At 55.3% G+C, this 17,501-nt stretch carries 15 protein-coding genes; 7 read left to right on the top strand and 8 right to left on the bottom strand.

What is annotated here, in order from left to right; translation table 11 throughout:
• Positions 1–63: 63 nt before the first annotated feature.
• The gene (locus ACF2G4_RS02105; protein WP_409075435.1) at positions 64–1,419 is read left to right on the top strand and encodes a formimidoylglutamate deiminase; all 1,356 of its coding nucleotides are present in this window, start codon (positions 64–66) and stop codon (positions 1,417–1,419) included.
• Positions 1,416–1,955, top strand: a complete 540-nt coding sequence (locus ACF2G4_RS02100) for a HutD family protein (protein WP_409075434.1) — start codon at positions 1,416–1,418, stop codon at positions 1,953–1,955. The genes ACF2G4_RS02105 and ACF2G4_RS02100 overlap by 4 nt, the downstream gene beginning before the upstream one ends.
• Here the strand turns inward: ACF2G4_RS02100 and hutC are convergent.
• Complete coding sequence (hutC, locus tag ACF2G4_RS02095; RefSeq protein ID WP_215847254.1) at positions 1,939–2,694, bottom strand: histidine utilization repressor; 756 nt, start codon at positions 2,692–2,694, stop codon at positions 1,939–1,941. The genes ACF2G4_RS02100 and hutC overlap by 17 nt on opposite strands.
• A 315-nt stretch (positions 2,695–3,009) precedes the next feature.
• Here hutC and hutH point away from each other — a divergent pair, with 315 nt between their 5' ends.
• The 3 genes from hutH (at position 3,010) to ACF2G4_RS02080 (ending at position 7,810) form a co-directional block, all read left to right on the top strand.
• Entirely contained in the window at positions 3,010–4,569 is a 1,560-nt protein-coding gene (gene hutH / locus ACF2G4_RS02090) for a histidine ammonia-lyase (protein ID WP_243078278.1), read from the top strand.
• A 10-nt stretch (positions 4,570–4,579) separates the two neighbouring features.
• Positions 4,580–6,265 (top strand): urocanate hydratase, encoded by a 1,686-nt coding sequence (gene hutU / locus ACF2G4_RS02085; RefSeq protein ID WP_243078279.1) that lies wholly within the window; start codon positions 4,580–4,582, stop codon positions 6,263–6,265.
• A gap of 387 nt (positions 6,266–6,652) precedes the next feature.
• Positions 6,653–7,810, top strand: a complete 1,158-nt coding sequence (locus ACF2G4_RS02080) for a M20 aminoacylase family protein (protein WP_409075433.1) — start codon at positions 6,653–6,655, stop codon at positions 7,808–7,810.
• 1 nt (position 7,811) lies between these two features.
• On the opposite strand, the gene ybiB is transcribed toward ACF2G4_RS02080, so the two are convergent.
• Positions 7,812–8,780, bottom strand: a complete 969-nt coding sequence (ybiB, locus tag ACF2G4_RS02075; protein ID WP_409075432.1) for a DNA-binding protein YbiB — start codon at positions 8,778–8,780, stop codon at positions 7,812–7,814.
• A 29-nt stretch (positions 8,781–8,809) separates the two neighbouring features.
• Positions 8,810–10,972 carry an ATP-dependent DNA helicase DinG gene (dinG, locus tag ACF2G4_RS02070; protein WP_409075431.1) on the bottom strand — a complete coding sequence of 721 codons (2,163 nt, stop codon included), beginning with the start codon at positions 10,970–10,972 and terminating at the stop codon, positions 8,810–8,812.
• Between the two features lie 331 nt (positions 10,973–11,303).
• Between dinG and ACF2G4_RS02065 the strand changes: the two genes are divergently transcribed.
• Positions 11,304–12,389, top strand: a complete 1,086-nt coding sequence (locus tag ACF2G4_RS02065; protein ID WP_409075430.1) for an iron-containing alcohol dehydrogenase family protein — start codon at positions 11,304–11,306, stop codon at positions 12,387–12,389.
• A 119-nt stretch (positions 12,390–12,508) separates the two neighbouring features.
• Here ACF2G4_RS02065 and ACF2G4_RS02060 read toward each other — a convergent pair whose 3' ends face one another.
• Together ACF2G4_RS02060 and ACF2G4_RS02055 are read right to left on the bottom strand one after the other, a co-directional pair.
• A complete protein-coding gene (locus ACF2G4_RS02060) occupies positions 12,509–13,033 on the bottom strand; it encodes a GNAT family N-acetyltransferase (protein WP_409075429.1) in 525 nt (174 codons plus the stop codon).
• Positions 13,030–13,593 carry an XRE family transcriptional regulator gene (locus ACF2G4_RS02055; RefSeq protein WP_243078285.1) on the bottom strand — a complete coding sequence of 188 codons (564 nt, stop codon included), beginning with the start codon at positions 13,591–13,593 and terminating at the stop codon, positions 13,030–13,032. Before ACF2G4_RS02055 ends, ACF2G4_RS02060 begins: the two co-directional genes overlap by 4 nt.
• A gap of 149 nt (positions 13,594–13,742) precedes the next feature.
• Between ACF2G4_RS02055 and ACF2G4_RS02050 the strand changes: the two genes are divergently transcribed.
• Positions 13,743–14,477: a MerR family transcriptional regulator gene (locus ACF2G4_RS02050; RefSeq protein ID WP_215847261.1), complete on the top strand. Its 735-nt coding sequence runs from the start codon at positions 13,743–13,745 to the stop codon at positions 14,475–14,477.
• Positions 14,478–14,650: 173 nt separating this feature from the next.
• Here ACF2G4_RS02050 and ACF2G4_RS02045 read toward each other — a convergent pair whose 3' ends face one another.
• The 3 genes from ACF2G4_RS02045 to ACF2G4_RS02035 are packed head-to-tail and all read right to left on the bottom strand — an operon-like array spanning position 14,651 to position 17,500.
• Positions 14,651–15,382: an ABC transporter permease gene (locus tag ACF2G4_RS02045; protein WP_243078287.1), complete on the bottom strand. Its 732-nt coding sequence runs from the start codon at positions 15,380–15,382 to the stop codon at positions 14,651–14,653.
• The gene (locus ACF2G4_RS02040) at positions 15,370–16,332 is read right to left on the bottom strand and encodes an ABC transporter ATP-binding protein (protein ID WP_409075428.1); all 963 of its coding nucleotides are present in this window, start codon (positions 16,330–16,332) and stop codon (positions 15,370–15,372) included. The genes ACF2G4_RS02045 and ACF2G4_RS02040 overlap by 13 nt, the downstream gene beginning before the upstream one ends.
• Entirely contained in the window at positions 16,319–17,500 is a 1,182-nt protein-coding gene (locus ACF2G4_RS02035) for an ABC transporter permease (protein WP_409075932.1), read from the bottom strand. The genes ACF2G4_RS02040 and ACF2G4_RS02035 overlap by 14 nt, the downstream gene beginning before the upstream one ends.
• Between the last annotated feature and the right edge of the window lies 1 nt (position 17,501).

The raw sequence follows: 17,501 nt of genomic DNA, 5'->3' as shown, positions 1-17,501 counted from the left end.
AGATTTACACTGCGCATCAAAGTATGTATATGTATATACAACCACATCCGTTGAGGATCAACCATGGCGACTTTTTTTGCCTCCCGCGCGCTGCTTACTGAAGGCTGGCGCAGGCAGGTGCGTATTTCAGTCAATCAGGCTGGATTCATTGAATCAATCATTCCCGACAGTCAGGCACAAGAGACGATGCCCCTGCATGGCCACGTGATCCCCGCGATGGCAAACCTGCATTCACATGCGTTTCAACGTGCGATGGCGGGATTAGCAGAAGTCGCTGGCGATCCTCAAGACAGCTTCTGGACCTGGCGCGATCTGATGTACCGCATGGTGCAGCGCCTGACGCCCGAACAGGTTGGCGACATTGCCGCGCTGCTTTACATCGACATGCTGAAAGGCGGCTACAGCCAGGTCGCTGAATTTCACTATCTGCACCACGACCCGCATGGCGCGCCCTATCCTGATGATGCGATGTTACAGCAGCTGATTCACGCAGCCGAGACAGCTGGCATCGGTCAAACGCTGCTGCCGGTGCTTTACAGCTACAGCGGTTTTGGTGCGCAGCCACCTTCAAACGGGCAAAAACGTTTTATTCAGCAAACCGATCGCTATCTGCAGCAGCAGGCTTGGTTGCAAAGCAACCTGCGCAATAAGCCGCTGCACAATCAAGGTCTCTGTTTTCATTCGTTGCGGGCGGTGAGCGAAGCGCAGATGCGAGAGGTGCTGGCAACCAGCGACGCCGCTTTGCCGGTGCACATTCACGTCTCTGAGCAGGAAAAAGAGGTCAATGACAGTCTGGCGTGGAGCAGCGAGCGCCCGGTGGCCTGGCTGATGAACCGCTTTGAGGTTGATGCGCGCTGGTGCCTGATCCACGCTACACATCTGGATGAGCAAGAAATTCGCCGACTCGCAGCCAGCGGTGCAGTAGCGGGTTTGTGCCCAACAACAGAAGCTAATCTGGGTGATGGCATTTTTCCCGCCGTTGATTACATCGCGCAGGGCGGACGTTGGGGCATCGGTTCCGACAGCCACGTTTCGCTCAGCGCCCAGGAAGAGTTGCGCTGGCTGGAATATGGGCAGCGTCTGCGTGACCGCCGACGCAATCGCATCACCACGCCTCATCAAGCTTCGGTGGGCGATCTGTTATGGCAACAGGCGGCGCAAGGTGGCGCGCAGGCGTGCGGCATTCGCAGCGGTGGACTCGCCGTGGGGCAACGCGCCGACTGGCTGGTGCTCAAGGATGATGCCTGGTTTAGCCATATTGACGATCGCGCCCTGCTTAATCGCTGGCTGTTTGCCGGACAGCGCAATCAGATTCGTGATGTGTATGTTGCGGGCAATGCCGTTATCCAGGACGGTCATCATGCCGCAGAAGAAGCCTGCACCGCGCGGTTCAAACAGGCCATGGCGGCACTACGATGAAGCGCTTTTCCTATGCTGATTTACCGGTTAGCCGCTGGCGCAACGGCGGCGGCGAAACGCGCGAGATCGTCAGCTTTCCGCTTGGTGAAGCGCAGTTCGGCTGGCGCGCCAGTATCGCCACCCTTGCCGCGGACGGGGATTTTTCACTGTTTCCAGGGGTGGATCGGGTTATCACGCTGCTGCACGGTGATGACGTCTTGCTGAGTACATCGACTTTGCAGCATCGCCTGATCCCCCATCAACCCTGGGCTTTCCCTGGTGAGTGGGCACTGCAAGCCAGCCTTATAGGGGGCGCCAGTGAAGATTTCAATATCATGACGCGGCGTGATGTCTGGCAATCTTCAGTTGCGGTGGTGACAAAACAGGCTGGCAGTGAAAACGGTGTGGCGTGGGTGTTATGCGGAGAATGGCAGCTGGCGAACGGAGAAACACTTTCTCGCCAGCAGGGCGTCTGGTGGATGGATGAAACGCTGCAGCTGACGCCTTTAGGCGATGATGCGCAGCTGCTGTTTACCCGCCTCAGCCGTGTCCTTTGAATCGGCCCAGCAGCTTGTAGCGTGAACCCGGATACAGTAAACGCGCATAGGTGACGATTTTGGTATCGCTCCACGTCTGGCGGCGGATCAGCAAGCAAGGTTCGTGCTCATCCAACGCCAGATGTTTACGCTGACGCGCATCCGGCAATACCGCTTCAACGATGTGTTCGCCCGCCGTCAGTGGCGCGACGCGCATCAAATAGGTGTAAGGCGTAAAGGTATGGTAATCCTGCGTCAGGTAATCCGGTGCCACGAGCGGATTGACCAGGCGATCTTCCAGCTGAACCGGCAGCTCATTTTCATAATGAACAATCAGCGAATGGTAAAGGGTTTGCCCGGTGCTTAGCCCTAAAACGGCGGCCTGTTCGGGATCGGCTTTGTTCTGACCGATGGCGAGAATTTTACAGCTGTGCAGATTCCCACGCTGGGCGATTTCATCGGCGATGTTATGCACTTCCAGCATCGCGGTGTAACCTTTCATCTCCGCGACAAAGGTGCCCACGCCTTGCATTCGCACTAAAAAACCTTCGCCAGTCAGCTCACGCAGCGCGCGATTGATGGTCATGCGGCTGACGCCCAACTCATTCACCAACTCGCTTTCTGACGGTACGCGCTGATTCGCTTTCCAGTGCCCTTCACGAATCTGACTCACGATTGCCTGTTTAACGCGCTGATAAATCGGTGCGGGTTCATCACTCATGGCCGCAGCCAGTTGTGCTATCGCCGTATGCTCGACCATTTGCTGTTCCTTATCCTGATAATACCCCGAGTTTACTGTCTCAACCTGCAAATGTATATACATCCATATCAGGTAGATGCACGTTGGTAGTGCAGCTGGCGCATCGTTGCAGTGCAAACCTTTGCGGTAATAACAGCGCAACCACAGATGACAACAAGCACGATTTTTGTGATCGGTTTGGCACAGCCCTTGCTAATTGTATATACAAGGATAGACAAGATTAAACCCATATGCTTCACTCGAATAAATCCGCGGGGTCAATGCGCTTAACAGCAGCTAACAGCCCCAGCAAACTTGTATAGACAGGAGTAGGTTATGTCAGGCTCTTCTCAGCATTTGCGCCTGGTTCCAGGCGAGGTGGATCTCGCTACGTTACGCGCAATCTATCAAGGCGGTGTTTCGCTTAGTCTTGATGACCAGGCACGTAACGCCATCGCGCAGGCACAGCAAACCGTTGACGCCATCGTCGCCTCTGGCAACGTGGTTTATGGCATTAATACCGGATTTGGCAAGCTGGCACAGACGCAAATTCCCACCTCACGTCTGGCCGATCTGCAACGCAATCTGGTGCTATCACACAGTGTCGGCTTGGGCAATTTGCTACCGGATAACGTAACGCGCCTGATTTTGGCTACCAAGATCGTAAGCCTGGCGCGTGGACATTCTGGCGTGCGTATCGAACTGGTTGATGCGCTACTGGCTTTGTTCAACGCGGGCATCATGCCTTGCATCCCCGAAAAAGGCTCGGTTGGTGCGTCTGGCGATCTGGCTCCGCTGGCGCACATGTCGCTGATGTTATTAGGTGAAGGTCAGGTCCGTGTTAACGGTGAGCTGATTTCTGCCGTTGATGGCCTGGCCAAAGTGGGATTAACCCCCATCGTACTGGGCCCCAAAGAGGGCTTGGCGCTGCTCAACGGCACGCAGGTCTCTACCGCATTGGCGCTGCGGGGATTATTCGAAGCAGAAAATCTGTTCGCAGCGGGACTCATGGCGGGCGCGCTGTCGCTGGAAGCGATCAAGGGATCGCTGAAGCCCTACGATGCACGCATTCATCAGGCACGCGGTCAGCAAGGTCAAATTGCGGTTGCCGCCGCAGTGACGTCGTTGATTGAAGGCAGTGAAATTCTGGGTTCGCACGCTAACTGCGGTCGCGTACAGGATCCTTATTCTATTCGCTGCGTACCCCAAGTGATGGGCGCATGTCTGGATAACCTGAGCCACGCCGCACGCGTCCTGCAAATTGAAGCCAACGCCGCATCAGACAACCCGCTGGTGTTCAGCGAGTCCGGTGACGTCATTTCCGGCGGTAACTTTCATGCTGAACCGGTGGCCTTCGCGGCTGACATTCTCGCCCTGGCAATCGCTGAAGTGGGCGCTATTTCTGAACGCCGTATGGCACTGCTGCTCGACACTGGTTTATCCGGCTTACCGCCCTTTTTGGTACGCGACGGCGGTGTGAACTCGGGCTTTATGATCGCGCAGGTGACAGCGGCAGCGCTGGCATCTGAGAACAAATCCCTGGCGCATCCGGGCAGCGTTGACAGCCTGCCAACTTCCGCTAATCAGGAAGATCACGTTTCAATGGCGACTTACGCCGCACGCCGTCTGGGCGACATGTGCTTTAACACCGCTGCGGTCGTCGGTATTGAAGCGATGGCGGCAGCACAAGGCATTGAATTCCATCGTCCGCTGCAAAGTTCGGCCTTAATCGAGCAGGAAATCAGCACCATTCGCGAGCAAGTGGCTTTCCTTGAGGAAGATCGCCTGCTGGCACCTGACATCGACGCCATGCGTCAGTGGGCAAGTCGCACCGCCTGGCCTCAATCCTTGACTGCGCTGCTGCCGAGTATGCGCGCTGTAACGTCTGCTGAATAAGGAACCTGTAATGAGCGAAACCCTGTCTCAGGCCGTAGCACGCGAAGTTCGTGCACCACACGGTAACGAACTGCATTGCGCTAACTGGCTGATTGAAGCGGCTTACCGCATGATCCAGAACAACCTCGATCCCGACGTCGCCGAGCGCCCGGAAGATTTAGTGGTATATGGTGGCATCGGTAAAGCGGCGCGCAACTGGGAATGCTTCGAGCAGATCCTGCGTTCTTTAGAAGTGTTAAAACCTGATGAAACGCTGCTGATTCAATCGGGTAAGCCGGTCGGTGTGTTTCGTACTCACGCCGATGCGCCGCGCGTCCTGCTGGCAAACTCGAATTTGGTTCCGCATTGGGCTAACTGGGATCACTTCCACGAACTGGATAAAGCCGGGTTGATGATGTACGGCCAGATGACAGCCGGCTCATGGATCTACATTGGTGCCCAGGGCATCGTGCAAGGCACTTACGAAACGTTTGTTGAAGCGGGTCGCCAGCACTACAACAACGACCTCAGCGGACGCTGGATTTTGACCGCAGGCTTAGGCGGTATGGGCGGCGCACAACCGTTAGCAGGTGTCTTAGCGGGCGCCTGTGTGCTGGCGATTGAGTGTCAGGAATCACGTATCGATTTCCGTCTGCGCACCCGCTATGTCGATCACAAAGCCACCTCGCTGGATGAAGCATTAGCGCTAATTGCAGAAGCGACCCAAGCGAAAAAAGCCATTTCCGTGGGTTTGCTGGGTAACGCGGCAGAGATTTTGCCGGAGCTGGTGAAACGCGCTAAAGCGGGCGGCCCACGCCCCGATATCGTCACCGATCAAACCTCAGCGCATGACCCGCTTAATGGTTATCTGCCGATTGATTGGGATCTGGCGCGCTGGCAGCAGGAGAAATCCAGCAATCCCAAGGCGGTAGAAAAAGCGGCGCGCGCATCAATGGCGGTGCACGTACAGGCGATGCTCGACTTCTGTCATATGGGCATTCCCACCGTTGATTACGGCAACAATATTCGTCAGGTCGCGCTGGATGAAGGCGTGAAAAATGCGTTTGATTTTCCAGGTTTTGTGCCGGCTTATATTCGCCCACTCTTCTGCGAAGGCAAAGGCCCGTTCCGCTGGGTTGCGCTTTCGGGCGATCCAGAAGATATCTACAAAACTGACGCCAAACTGAAAGAGCTATTCCCACAGCATGCCAGCCTGCATCGCTGGTTGGATATGGCGCAGGAACGTATCGCCTTCCAGGGTTTGCCTGCACGTATTTGCTGGTTAGGCTTGGGTGAACGTCATCGTGCCGGGCTGGCTTTTAATGAGATGGTGCGCAACGGTGAGCTCAAAGCGCCGGTGGTGATTGGGCGCGATCATCTGGACTGCGGCTCTGTTGCCTCGCCAAACCGTGAAACCGAGGCGATGAAAGATGGTTCCGACGCCGTTTCTGACTGGCCGCTGCTCAACGCGCTGCTAAACACGGCGGGCGGCGCTACCTGGGTCAGCCTCCACCATGGCGGCGGTGTGGGCATGGGCTTCTCACAGCATGCAGGCGTGGTCATTGTCTGTGATGGCAGCGAAGCCGCCGATGCACGTCTGAGTCGCGTATTGTGGAACGATCCTGCCACCGGTGTGATGCGCCATGCTGATGCAGGCTATGAGCAAGCGCAAGCTTGTGCTAAGGCGCATGGGCTGAATCTGCCGATGCAGAAGTAAAGAAGTGCGAGGTCGTTTGGCCCCCACCTCGCTCCTCTTGAGTGCGAGGTCGTTTGGCCCCCACCTCAATCCTCTTGAGTGCGAGGTCGTTTGGCCCCCACCTCAATCCTCCCCCATACATGGGGGAGGAAGATGCTGCAATATGCGAGTAGTAAAGCTGCCTGTGGCAGCGTCTCCTTCTCCCGCTTCACGGGGCGAGGCTGGGATGGGGGACCGCGCGCGCTTCACTTTCTGCGCGCCTACGCTGACTCAAACCCATCGCACTTCCTTATTACTTATTCCATTTTGATTTAGCCTATAGCCAAAATTCCCTGTTTCGGCAATAGACGTGCGCTCGCCAGACCTCTAAAGTGAAATCTTCTCAATCCGTAAGGAGCGCGTTTCTGCATGACCCTTTCCCCTGCTCTGCTTGAAGATGCCCTGCGCTGGCGCCACCAGTTTCATCAGGAACCTGAACTCGGCTATCAGGAGCACAAAACCAGTGATGTTGTCGCTCAACAGCTCGAACTGGCTGGCCTGCACGTTTTTCGTGGATTAGCGGGAACGGCAGTGATTGGCACGCTGGAAAATGGTGCAGGTCCGGTAATTGGCTTACGTGCAGATATGGACGCCCTGCCTATCACCGAAAAAGGTGATGTTGCGTGGCGCTCTGCGCAACCTGGCGTCATGCACGCCTGTGGACACGATGGCCACACCGCCATTCTGCTTGCTGCCGCAAAACAACTGGCCGCAACGCGTCAGTTCAGCGGCACGGTGCACTTCATCTTTCAGCCTGCTGAAGAGAACCTTGGCGGCGCGCGGAAAATGGTAGAAGAAGGTCTGTTCCAGCGCTTTCCGATGGATGCGGTTTATGCCATGCACAACTGGCCAGGCATGGCGCTGGGCACGCTGGCGGTGAATCCTGGCGCAATGATGGCTTCGCTTGACTCCTTTGAAATCACTCTGAATGGCAAAAGTTGCCACGCGGCAATGCCAGAAAGTGGTGCCGATCCGATGGTGGTCGCTGCAGAACTGATTTTAGCGTTACAGACAATCCCCTCACGCCGCCTGTCGCCGCTGGCCTCTGCGGTAGTGAGCGTGACGCAAATCCACGGCGGCGAGGCAATCAACGTGATTCCCGAACAGATAAAGCTGCGCGGCACGGTGCGTTGTCTGCAAACCGACGTGCGCAATCGGGTACGTCAGTTAATTGAAGATTTTGTGAGTACGCTGCCGAAACCGTTTGGCGTCTGCGGAGAAATCGATTGGTTACCCGGTTATCCGGTAACGGCCAATCACGCTGAGCCAGCGGAACAGGTGCGCGCAGTGGCGCTGAACACGTTTGGCGAAAAGAACGTCAAATGGCAGGTTAATCCTTCCATGGCATCCGAAGATTTTGCCTGCATGATGGAAGCGTGTCCGGGTGCCTATTTCTGGCTAGGTGTGGATGGCGAAACGCCGTCGGCACCTTTGCACAACGCCCGTTATGATTTTAACGATGCGCTGATTCCGCTGGGCGTTGAATTTTGGCAGAACCTGGTTGAACAGGCGCTGCCAAAAGCCTGATTTAATAACCCGCGTCGCTAAGGCGCTGTAATCCCGCGTCCAGCGAGTCACTTTGTCCGCTGGCACGTAAACAGCAGGCGATCTGCAAACGCAGCGCTTCTGGCACCGGTCGCTGTTTCGCCAACACCGCGTCAATCCAACGCGCCGTCACGGCAGCTGTTTTATCGCCTGGCAGTTCCAACGTGACTTCTGGCTGACGTTCAACCCACACCTCTGCTTCCGTTTCTGCGCCGTGAATGTAGCTGATTGCCGGACAGCGCTGTGGATTGGCATAAACCTCACCTTCAGTGCCGTTCAGTAAAAGGCCTGGCGCATCAATGTCACTGAAGAATTTGCCCACGCGCGGCACATATTCTGGGTGCGACACGCTGGAAAGACGCAGCGCCTCACGCTCACCAAACGGGGTGGCCAATTTGGCCAGCGTATGCGCGCTGTTACGCACGCCCATGCGCCAGCGCAGCGACAGCTGTTTTGCCATGGGCGGGCAAAGGTTGTCGATGGTAATAAACACCAACTCGCCGTTATCCAGTTTTTCCTGCGCCTGCTGCTGTGTGGTCGCAGGTTGTACACCAAGTTCAGCAAAAACCGCTTCGCTGGTTACGCGCGTGGCATCTTCACTCACGCCATGCACCAGCACCGGAAAACCGAGCTGGTTGAGCAGCCGCGCCAGCAAAGGTGTCAGGTTGCCTTGACGACGTGCACCGTTGTAGCTGGGAATGACAATCGGCATAGGACGATCAACGGGTGCACGCAGCGTCATCATTTGCGTTTGCATCGCTTGATAAAAGCCGCGCATTTCGTCTTCGCCTTCGCCTTTAATACGCAGCGCAATTAAAATGCCGCCCAGCTCCAGATCGGGAACATCGCCCGCCAGCATTGCACTGTAAAGCGCCACTGCGGTATCGAAGTCGATGTCACGCGCGTGATTCTTTCCACGCCCAATCTCTTTAATAATCTTATTCAGTTCCATCACTCGCTTCCGTTAAAGTGCGCGGCCATTTAGCGCCGCGTGGGACGTTTTTTACGCACGGTTTGCGTGGGTGTGCTTATTATTTTTGCAGGTTCGGGCGCTGCTGGCTGCTCAATCGGAAACACCGGTAACGCCGCCAGCAAGCGGCTGCCGTATGCTTTGCTCAACAAACGGCGGTCATAAATGACAATTTCGCCATAACATTGATGGCTGCGAATCAGGCGTCCGACCTGCTGAATCAGCGTAAATGAAGCGCTGGGTAAACTCTGCACCTCAAACGGATAGCGTTTCAGGCTTTTTAGCCATTCACCTTCGGTTAAAATTACCGGACTGTCCACCGGGGGAAAAGCAATTTTATGGATATGCACCTGACTTAGCAGGTCGCCTTTTAAATCCAGCCCTTCGGCAAACGACTGCAAGCCAATCAGGATACTGGTTTCGCCCTTTTCCACTCGCTTGCGGTGCAGCTCCACTAATCGACTGCGCGGTTGATCGCCCTGCACCAGCATCGACAGACGCAAATCGGGCAAACAGGCGACAAATTGCTGCATGGCGCGACCGCTGGCAAATAACACCAGCACCCCTTTGTGTTTCTCTTCGTGCATTTGCTGACGGAAAAATCCCGCCATCTCAGCAATGTGCTCTGCTTCGTTAGCCATGACGGGCTCGTAACGCATCTGCGGAATCACCAGCTTGCCTTGATCGATATGATTGAACGGCGAGTCGAGCGCCACAAAGCGATCGCCAGCCTTCTCATTCAGACCAGACATCTCCTGCAAGCGATTAAAACTGTTCAACGAACGCAGCGTGGCGGATGTCACCACCACATGCGGTATTTTCCGCCACAGCATTTTTTCCAGCTGATCGCTGACGCGAATGCCGGCGCAGTGAAACAGCAAATGTGCCTGACCCTCACGCAGTTCTCGGGTGATCCATTTTGATACCGGCGCGCCAGAGGCTTTTTCCAACGCCGCCAGTCGCCATAATTTGCTCACCGACTCAAACCAGCCAAACTGACGATTGAGCTGCAACAGGCTGCGGTGCAACCGCACCAGATCCACTTTGCCCGTTTGCTCGCTTAGCGCGTTGATCAGCCCTTCTGTTAAGCCTCGCAGCGCATCACTGAGCTTAAACAGGCGCGCACAGAGTTCGAGGATTTCCTGCGGCAATTCGCCCAGCACAAAACGGAATTCGCCGGGCTGATTATGCGTAGGCAGCAGCGGATTGAGTGCGTTACTCATAATCGTGAGCAGCTCACGTAGCTCATCGCAGTGCGCTTTAAGCCGTTCAGGATTCGTCAGTGGCGGCGGCGATTTAGGCCGCATCTGAGTCATGATGCTGTCCACCAGCTTCACGAAAAGGTCGAGCTGCAAGCTGCTCCAACCGGGTGTGATATCAGCGCTCATTTCCAGCGCATCGCGCGCCACTTCGGGCAGATGATGCCCTTCATCAAGCACCAGCATCAGCTGTTTAGCAGGCGGCAACACCGATTCGTTTTCCATTGCCGCCATCACCAACGCATGGTTTGCCACCACCACATCCACCTGCTCAATTTCACGGCGGGCGACAAAAAACGGGCATTCGCGATACCAGCGGCAATGCGCGCCCAGACAGCTGGCTTTATCGGTAGAAAGCCGCTGCCATAAGCTGTCGCTGATGTTGTCTTCACTGTGATCGCGCAAACCATCCCACTGATAACGATCCAGCGACTTCTGCAAGCGTCCGCATTGGGTTTGTTCTTCTTTAGTGCTGCTGATCGCTTCGTCATCCAGATAAAGCAGCAGATCGCCCTGCTGCTCGTCATCCGCTGCCAGTGCGGCCAAATTGCGCGGGCAAACATAGCGACCACGACCAAAAGCAGCGGTAAAGGTGAGATCGGGAATGATTTTTTTAAGCAGCGGCAGATCCTTGGTGAAGATCTGATCCTGCAACGCCACGTTGGCGGTGCTGATCACCAACCGCTTCTCTTCAGCACGGCTCACCGCAATGCCGGGAATGAGATAAGAAAGGGTTTTGCCGACGCCGGTTGGCGCTTCGACCGCCAGATGACGGCCATCGTCACCGGCCAGGCATTTCGCCACTTCGGCGATCATCTGCCGCTGCGGCGGGCGCGGAATAAAGTCAGGCACCTGTTGCTGCAGCGCTTTATACCACTGCGCTATCTGGCTTTTTATTGCTGCTGTCAGGGCCATTGTTTCATTACCACCAGGAACGCTCTACTACAGGAAATTGCCTGTATTTTTACACAGTGTCTGGACGGCGTCAGCTTTCGCTGTGATTTTTTCGCGTCATGTTCAGAATTTCATGCGTTGTGATGTTCACTCTTTCACGGCTGCACAGCGTAAAAAATAAAATATTATGGCCAATTGTCGCGGCAGATCAGATTGATTATCACGCCGACTTTTGCTGTAGTCGATGCCTGCTTTGCCCTGCGATATCAGCGGCATGACTTCGCCGCAGATAAACACTATTTTTTTGAGATGCTGTGCGATCTGCCCGGCCTCGGTGATCTGGAAAAACAGAATGCATGAAATGAACCTTGTCTTTCCCGCTCGCGTACTGCGTGGTGCAGGCGTGTTAAATCAGCTTGGCGGCCTGTGCGCCAGCCTGGGGCAGCGAGCCGTGCTGATTGGTGGTCATCAAGCTTTGCGAGCAGTTGAAACGCCGGTACGTGAACAGTTGCAGGCCGCTGGCGTAACGCTGCTGGCGCAAGAGTGGTTCGGCGGAGAAACCTCGCTAACGCACATTGATCGCTTAGCCGCATTGGCAACGGAATTAGCAGCAGAGGTGATTATCGGTGTGGGTGGCGGTAAGTCGCTGGATACCTGCAAAGCGGTGGCGGCGCAAATCGGGCTGCCGCTGGTGACAATTCCCACTATCGCCGCAACCTGTTCAGCGGTCACGCCGTTAGCGATTCGCTATGACGACAACGGCAATTTTTTCGATATCTTTCCCTTACCACAAGCGCCTGCTGCGGTGTTAATCGACAGTGAGTTACTGGCAAAAGCGCCGGCGCGCTGGTTAGCTGCTGGATTGGGCGACACGCTGGCAAAATGGTATGAGTTTCGGGCGGTCAGCCAACGCCATCCCGCCCGTGATGGCAATGCGCGCTCTTCACTGGCACACAGCAAAATCTGTTACGACGTCATTGCAGAGCAAGGCCCGAATGCCTATCAGGCCGTGTTAAATGGCGAAAGTAGCGCGGCGTTAGATCAGGTTTTGGATGCGATTTTTACCTGGGCAGGCTTAACGTCGCTGATGAGTAATGGCTCGCATGCCGCTGCGGCCCATGCGATTTATGAAGGTTTTACCTTCTGTGATAAAACCCGTGAGTTTGGTCATGGGCTGCTGGTTGGTTTCGGTAATCTCTGCCTGCTGGCGCTGGAAAATCGCCCCGACGCGGAACTGCTGAATGAGATGCGGCTCGCACGCGATTGCGGCGTCCCGCTGACGTTACAAGCCATTGCCTCACTGGACGACACCGAACGGGCATTAATAATCAAAGAATCGGTACACGCACCAGACATGGCCATGATGGCGGAACCGGTGAATGAAGCGCGTCTGCTGGCCGCTATTCAGCGAGTAGAGACGTTAGCAGAGCAGGTTTAATCTTGTACTTTATGCCCGGCTTACTGCGGTAAATCGGGCATAACGCGTTTTGCTGGCCGTAACGGTTACCCCGCTTTACAACATCGTTCGGTGACAAGCTGTGTAACACACTAATCGCGCTAAACTTTTTTTAACACTTTAAACATCACCGTTGTGGCATCCAATATTCCCGCTGTTGATTCTGCATAAAACGGAATCGACCCAGCAATCTGCCAACCAAGCGAAAGGTAGAGATCGCTGGCAACATCACCGCTGCGCGTATCCAGCACCAGTAATACTTTATCTTGCTCGCGGGCACGCTGCTCAGCCTGTTGCATTAATTGACGCGCAATGCCCTGACGCCGAGCCTGCGGCCGCACCAGCAGTTTACTGATTTCAGCACGATGGCGGCTGTTCGGCATGCTGCTGTAATTCACCATCACGGTGCCTGCCACCACGCCATGCTGACGCGCGACCAGCAGCTCACACTCGCCGCTGGCGAGGCTACGTATTTTATTCTGCCAAAACTGCGTTATGACTTCCCGATCGTCGGCATTCACAAAACCAATGCTGGCCCCCTCAACCACGCACGCCTGTAGAACATCACATAACTGCGGCAAAACCTGTTGCGCCTGCCTCGCATTAAGCGGCTCATAATTGATCATGGTTTGCACACCACCAGTAAATAGCGCGCACCTTCTGTCAGATGTGCAGCGAAAGAGGATTTTCCTGTTAAGTGAAAACGTAAACTGTCACCCGCTTTCATCGTCCACTGCTGCGAATCCATGCTGACAGTGAGTTCGCCTTCACGTAGCCAGATATGTTGCTCCATGCCGTGCAGTGGCGGCGCGTCATAATCGATACGCGCGCCGGGACGTAACTTGCCCTCAACCAATTCGCATCTAAAATGAGTGGCAGGGGGTGAAACGTTACGGCGGTGAAACCCGCTGGTTTCATCTTGCCAGACCGGCTGCTGGTCACGCGTAAGCAGTAAGTCTACGCCCTCTTCTACTTCGCTTAACAAGCGTGACATGGTTAATCCATAAGCCACGCAGAGGCGATTAAGGAGCGCGGCTGTTGGGCTGGTCTCGCTGCGTTCAATACGCGATAATGAAGCGCGACTGATTCCGGTTGCGATTGAAAGTTCATCCAGCGACCAGCCGCGTTGCAGTCGAAGCTCTGCAAGACGCGCAGCTAAGCGTTGTTCGGTATCTTGAATCTGCATGATTATGTCTCACTTTTGGGAAATTATTCTCATAAGTGAGAATACAAACAAAATAAGCCCGCCGGCAAGTTGTACAGGCAAAAAAGTATTGTACAACTTAGCTTGCCTGGTTATGGTGTTTCGACTCAGGTCAGCATGAAGAGGAAAGTATGACCTTATACAGTATCGGTGATGTGGCCGAACGCTGTGGGATAAACCCGGTAACTTTGCGCGCATGGCAAAGACGCTACGGCTTATTAAAGCCACAACGCTCTGAAGGTGGACATCGCCAGTTCGACGACGTCGATGTTAATCGCATTGAAGAGATCAAACGCTGGATAGAAAGTGGCGTGCCGGTTGGGAAAGTCAAAGCGTTGCTGGAAGGCGGTGACGTTGATGCGCATGATGGCTGGACCGCCCTACAAGACGAATTGATTAGCGTTTTACGTCACGTTCGCCCCTCTAAATTACGCAATAAAATCGCGACAATTGGTCGTGAACATCCCGTTGATGCCCTTATCGATCATGTTTTCATGCCGGTAAGACAGAAGCTCGGACTGGATCAAAACACGGCGCGCACCATGTGCAGTCTGCTTGATGGCATATTGATCGATTACGTGGCTTTCTGCCTCACGGCAAGCCGCAAGAAAGCCGGTAAAGATGCATTGATTATTGGCTGGGGCACTGATGATCGTACCCGGATTTGGCTGGAAGGCTGGCGTCTTTCGCAACATGGCTGGCGTATCGATGTCTTGGCTGAACCACTTGATCTGCCGCGCCCAGAGTTGTTTCCAGGCATGAATATGTTTGTCTGGACCGGTAAAAAGCTGACGCGTCGCCAGCAGGAACAGATGGAACACTGGAAAGAGCAAGGTTATACCGTTCATCTGCACGAAACGCCTTGATAACAAAAACGCACGCTGGGCACTTTGCCTCCTGCCTCGCGCGCGCTATTATCCCCCGCTCCACGTCATCCACTCAGGTTTCTTCATGAACTGGCAAAAAATCTTCTTCGCAACTCTGTTTTTCATCATGGCTGTTGGCGGCACGGGCGGCATGATGCTGGTGGGTTATAGCCTTATCGTTCATTCAAACTAAACCAACGCTGCAAGCGCTCAAACAGGCGATCGCTGACAATCGCTAACAGCGCCACCAGCAAGGCTCCCTGAATAACGTAGGCGGTATTAAAGCCGCTCAAACCGATAATCACCGGCGAACCCAGGCTTTTTGCGCCCACGGTTGAGGCAATCGCGGCGGTACCTATATTAATGATCACCGAGGTACGAATACCGGCGATGATCACTGGCGCAGCCAGCGCTAACTCAACCTGCCATAAACGCTGCCATGCGTTCATGCCGACGCCTCGCGCAATTTCGCGACTGCTGGCGGGTACGCTATCAATACCCGCTAACGTGCCCTGCAAAATGGGCAACAGCCCATATAACAGCAACGCGACGATCGCAGGCCAGGCGCCGAATCCCATTACCGGCACCGCAATGGCTAATACCGCCACCGGTGGAACAGTTTGTCCAGCGGCAACAATTGTCTCAATCAAGGGACGAAAAGCGCGCCCGCTGCGACGCGTCACCGCTACCCCACTTCCCACGCCGATCACTATCGCCAGCAAACTGGCCGTCACCACTAAAAAAAGGTGCGCCAGCGTCAACTGCCAAAAGCTGTCCTGCTGATAAAGCGGACGCGCCAGCTCAGGAAACCAGTGGGCAAACAGCGGCGCGCTGTAAGGCATGGCGCTGAGCAGCGCAAGATAAAGGATAACCAACCACAGTAACGGATCTTTTAACCAGCGCATTGCACGCCCTCACGGAGATTAAGCTCGCGCAGATTAAGCAAATCATTGAAGTGAAGTACGCCAATCGGTTGTTGCCGATCGTCCACCACCGGCAATTTGTCGGTACGGCGGGTGATAAACTGCGACAGTGCTTCACGCAGCGTCAGCGCAGCGGCAATCGGTTCGCCTTCCAGCCATTCACCGCGCCGTGCCGCATTCCCCGCTTGTCCCAGCGCCAGTAACCGCACGCCCATTTCACTGCGGCCAAAGAAATTACGCACAAACTCATTTTTGGGCTGAGTCAGCAGTTCGGCCGGCTTGCCCTGTTGCACGATTTCGCCCTCATCCATTAACACAATGTTATCGGCCAGGGTCAGCGCTTCGTCGATATCATGCGTCACTAGCACAATGGTTCGGCCCGATAAGCGATGGATACGCAACATTTCCTGTTGCAGTGCCCCGCGCGTGACCGGATCAAGTGCCCCGAAAGGTTCATCCATCAGCAGCACTTCTGGATCGGCCGCCAACGCGCGTGCCACGCCAACGCGCTGCTGCTGCCCGCCAGAAAGCTGATGTGGATAACGCTTTAGCAGTTGTCGATCAAGGCTCAGCAGCGAGAACAACTCCTCGACCCGCTCGCTTACTCGCACCTTTGACCAGCCTAACAAGACGGGTACCGTGGCGATGTTTTTCTCCACCGTCCAGTGGGGAAACAGGCCGATGGACTGAATGGCGTAGCCCATGCGGCGACGTAAAGTGCGCGCCTCCATTTGACGAATCGCTTCACCGGCAAAACGAATTTCGCCCTCATCTGCCTCAATCAAGCGGTTAATCATTTTTAAGGTGGTGGATTTGCCTGAACCTGAGGTGCCCAGCAGCACGCTGAATTCACCCTTCCCCACCGTTAGCGACAGATTTTTTACTGCCGCTTTTCCGGCGAAATACTTGGTCACGCCATCAAACTGAATCATCTTTTTTCTCCAGCAGAGAGATCAGCAGCCGGAACAGCGCATCAATCACCACCGCCAGCGCAATCACAGGAATAACACCCAGCAGCACCAAATCCAGCGCACTACTCAGCAGGCCCTGAAAAATAATGGCACCGAACCCGCCTGCGCCAATCAACGCGGCCACCACCGCCATCCCTAAAGTTTGCACCACCACCACACGCAGTCCCGCCAACCACACCGGCAGCGCCAGCGGCACGTCAACGGCAAAAAATTGTTGGCGTTCGCCCATTCCCATTCCGCGCGCACTTTCACGCACCTCATGCGGCACCTGCTGCAAACCCACTACCACGCTGCGAACCAGCGGCAGCAAGGCATACAGCACCAGCGCGATCAATGCGGGTGCCATACCAATACCGCTGATGCCCCACTCGCCCAGCCACGGAAAACGATTAGCCAGACCGGCTAACGGCGCGATCAGTAGCCCAAACAGCGCCACCGAAGGCACGGTTTGAATCACGTTGAGCACGCTGAATACGCTGCTTTGCCAGTGAGCCCGACGATAAAGCGCCACACCAAGCGGCAGCGCAATCAGCAGCGCTGGCAGCACGGTGCCGCCCAGCAGCAGCAAATGTCGCGTTAGAGCTGCATCAAAAACGGCCTGCCGATTGGCATACTCTTTAAGTAATGACAGGTGCTCAAGCGTGCCGCTAAACAGCAGCAAGAGTGGAATGATCCATACTTGAAGATTCAGCAGCAGCTGCGCAAATCGATGGCGGGTTACGCGGCGTATTACATCCGTCATCAGTAATAGCGTTAATCCACTGGCGCACCACATGCCGCTGCCAAAACTGGTTCGCGCCAGCGGGCTACCTTGATCCGCCAGCAGCGTCGCCTGATGGCCGCTGAGCCAGATCATTCCCGCCAGGAGCACTTCACTGGCGAGCAATGATAGCAATAACGTTGTGCGCGACGACTTACACCACAGCAGCCCCAGCAGCAGCGCCAGCGGCGGCAACAACATCGCCGCATCTTTAATCTGCCACAGCATCAAAGGTTGCCCGCCAACCAGGCGATTGGCGGCGTATTTGAGAAAAGGCAGGCTCACTAAGCTGATGATAATCACTACCACCAGCAGCAGCGCAACCGGAGAATGGCGTGGGCGGATTATCGCATCCCGCGATAACAGCATG

It is taken from the genome of Pantoea phytostimulans, from assembly GCF_046118715.1.
GTDB classification, from domain to species: domain Bacteria; phylum Pseudomonadota; class Gammaproteobacteria; order Enterobacterales; family Enterobacteriaceae; genus Pantoea; species Pantoea phytostimulans.
This window is presented reverse-complemented; position numbering and strand designations above follow the sequence as displayed.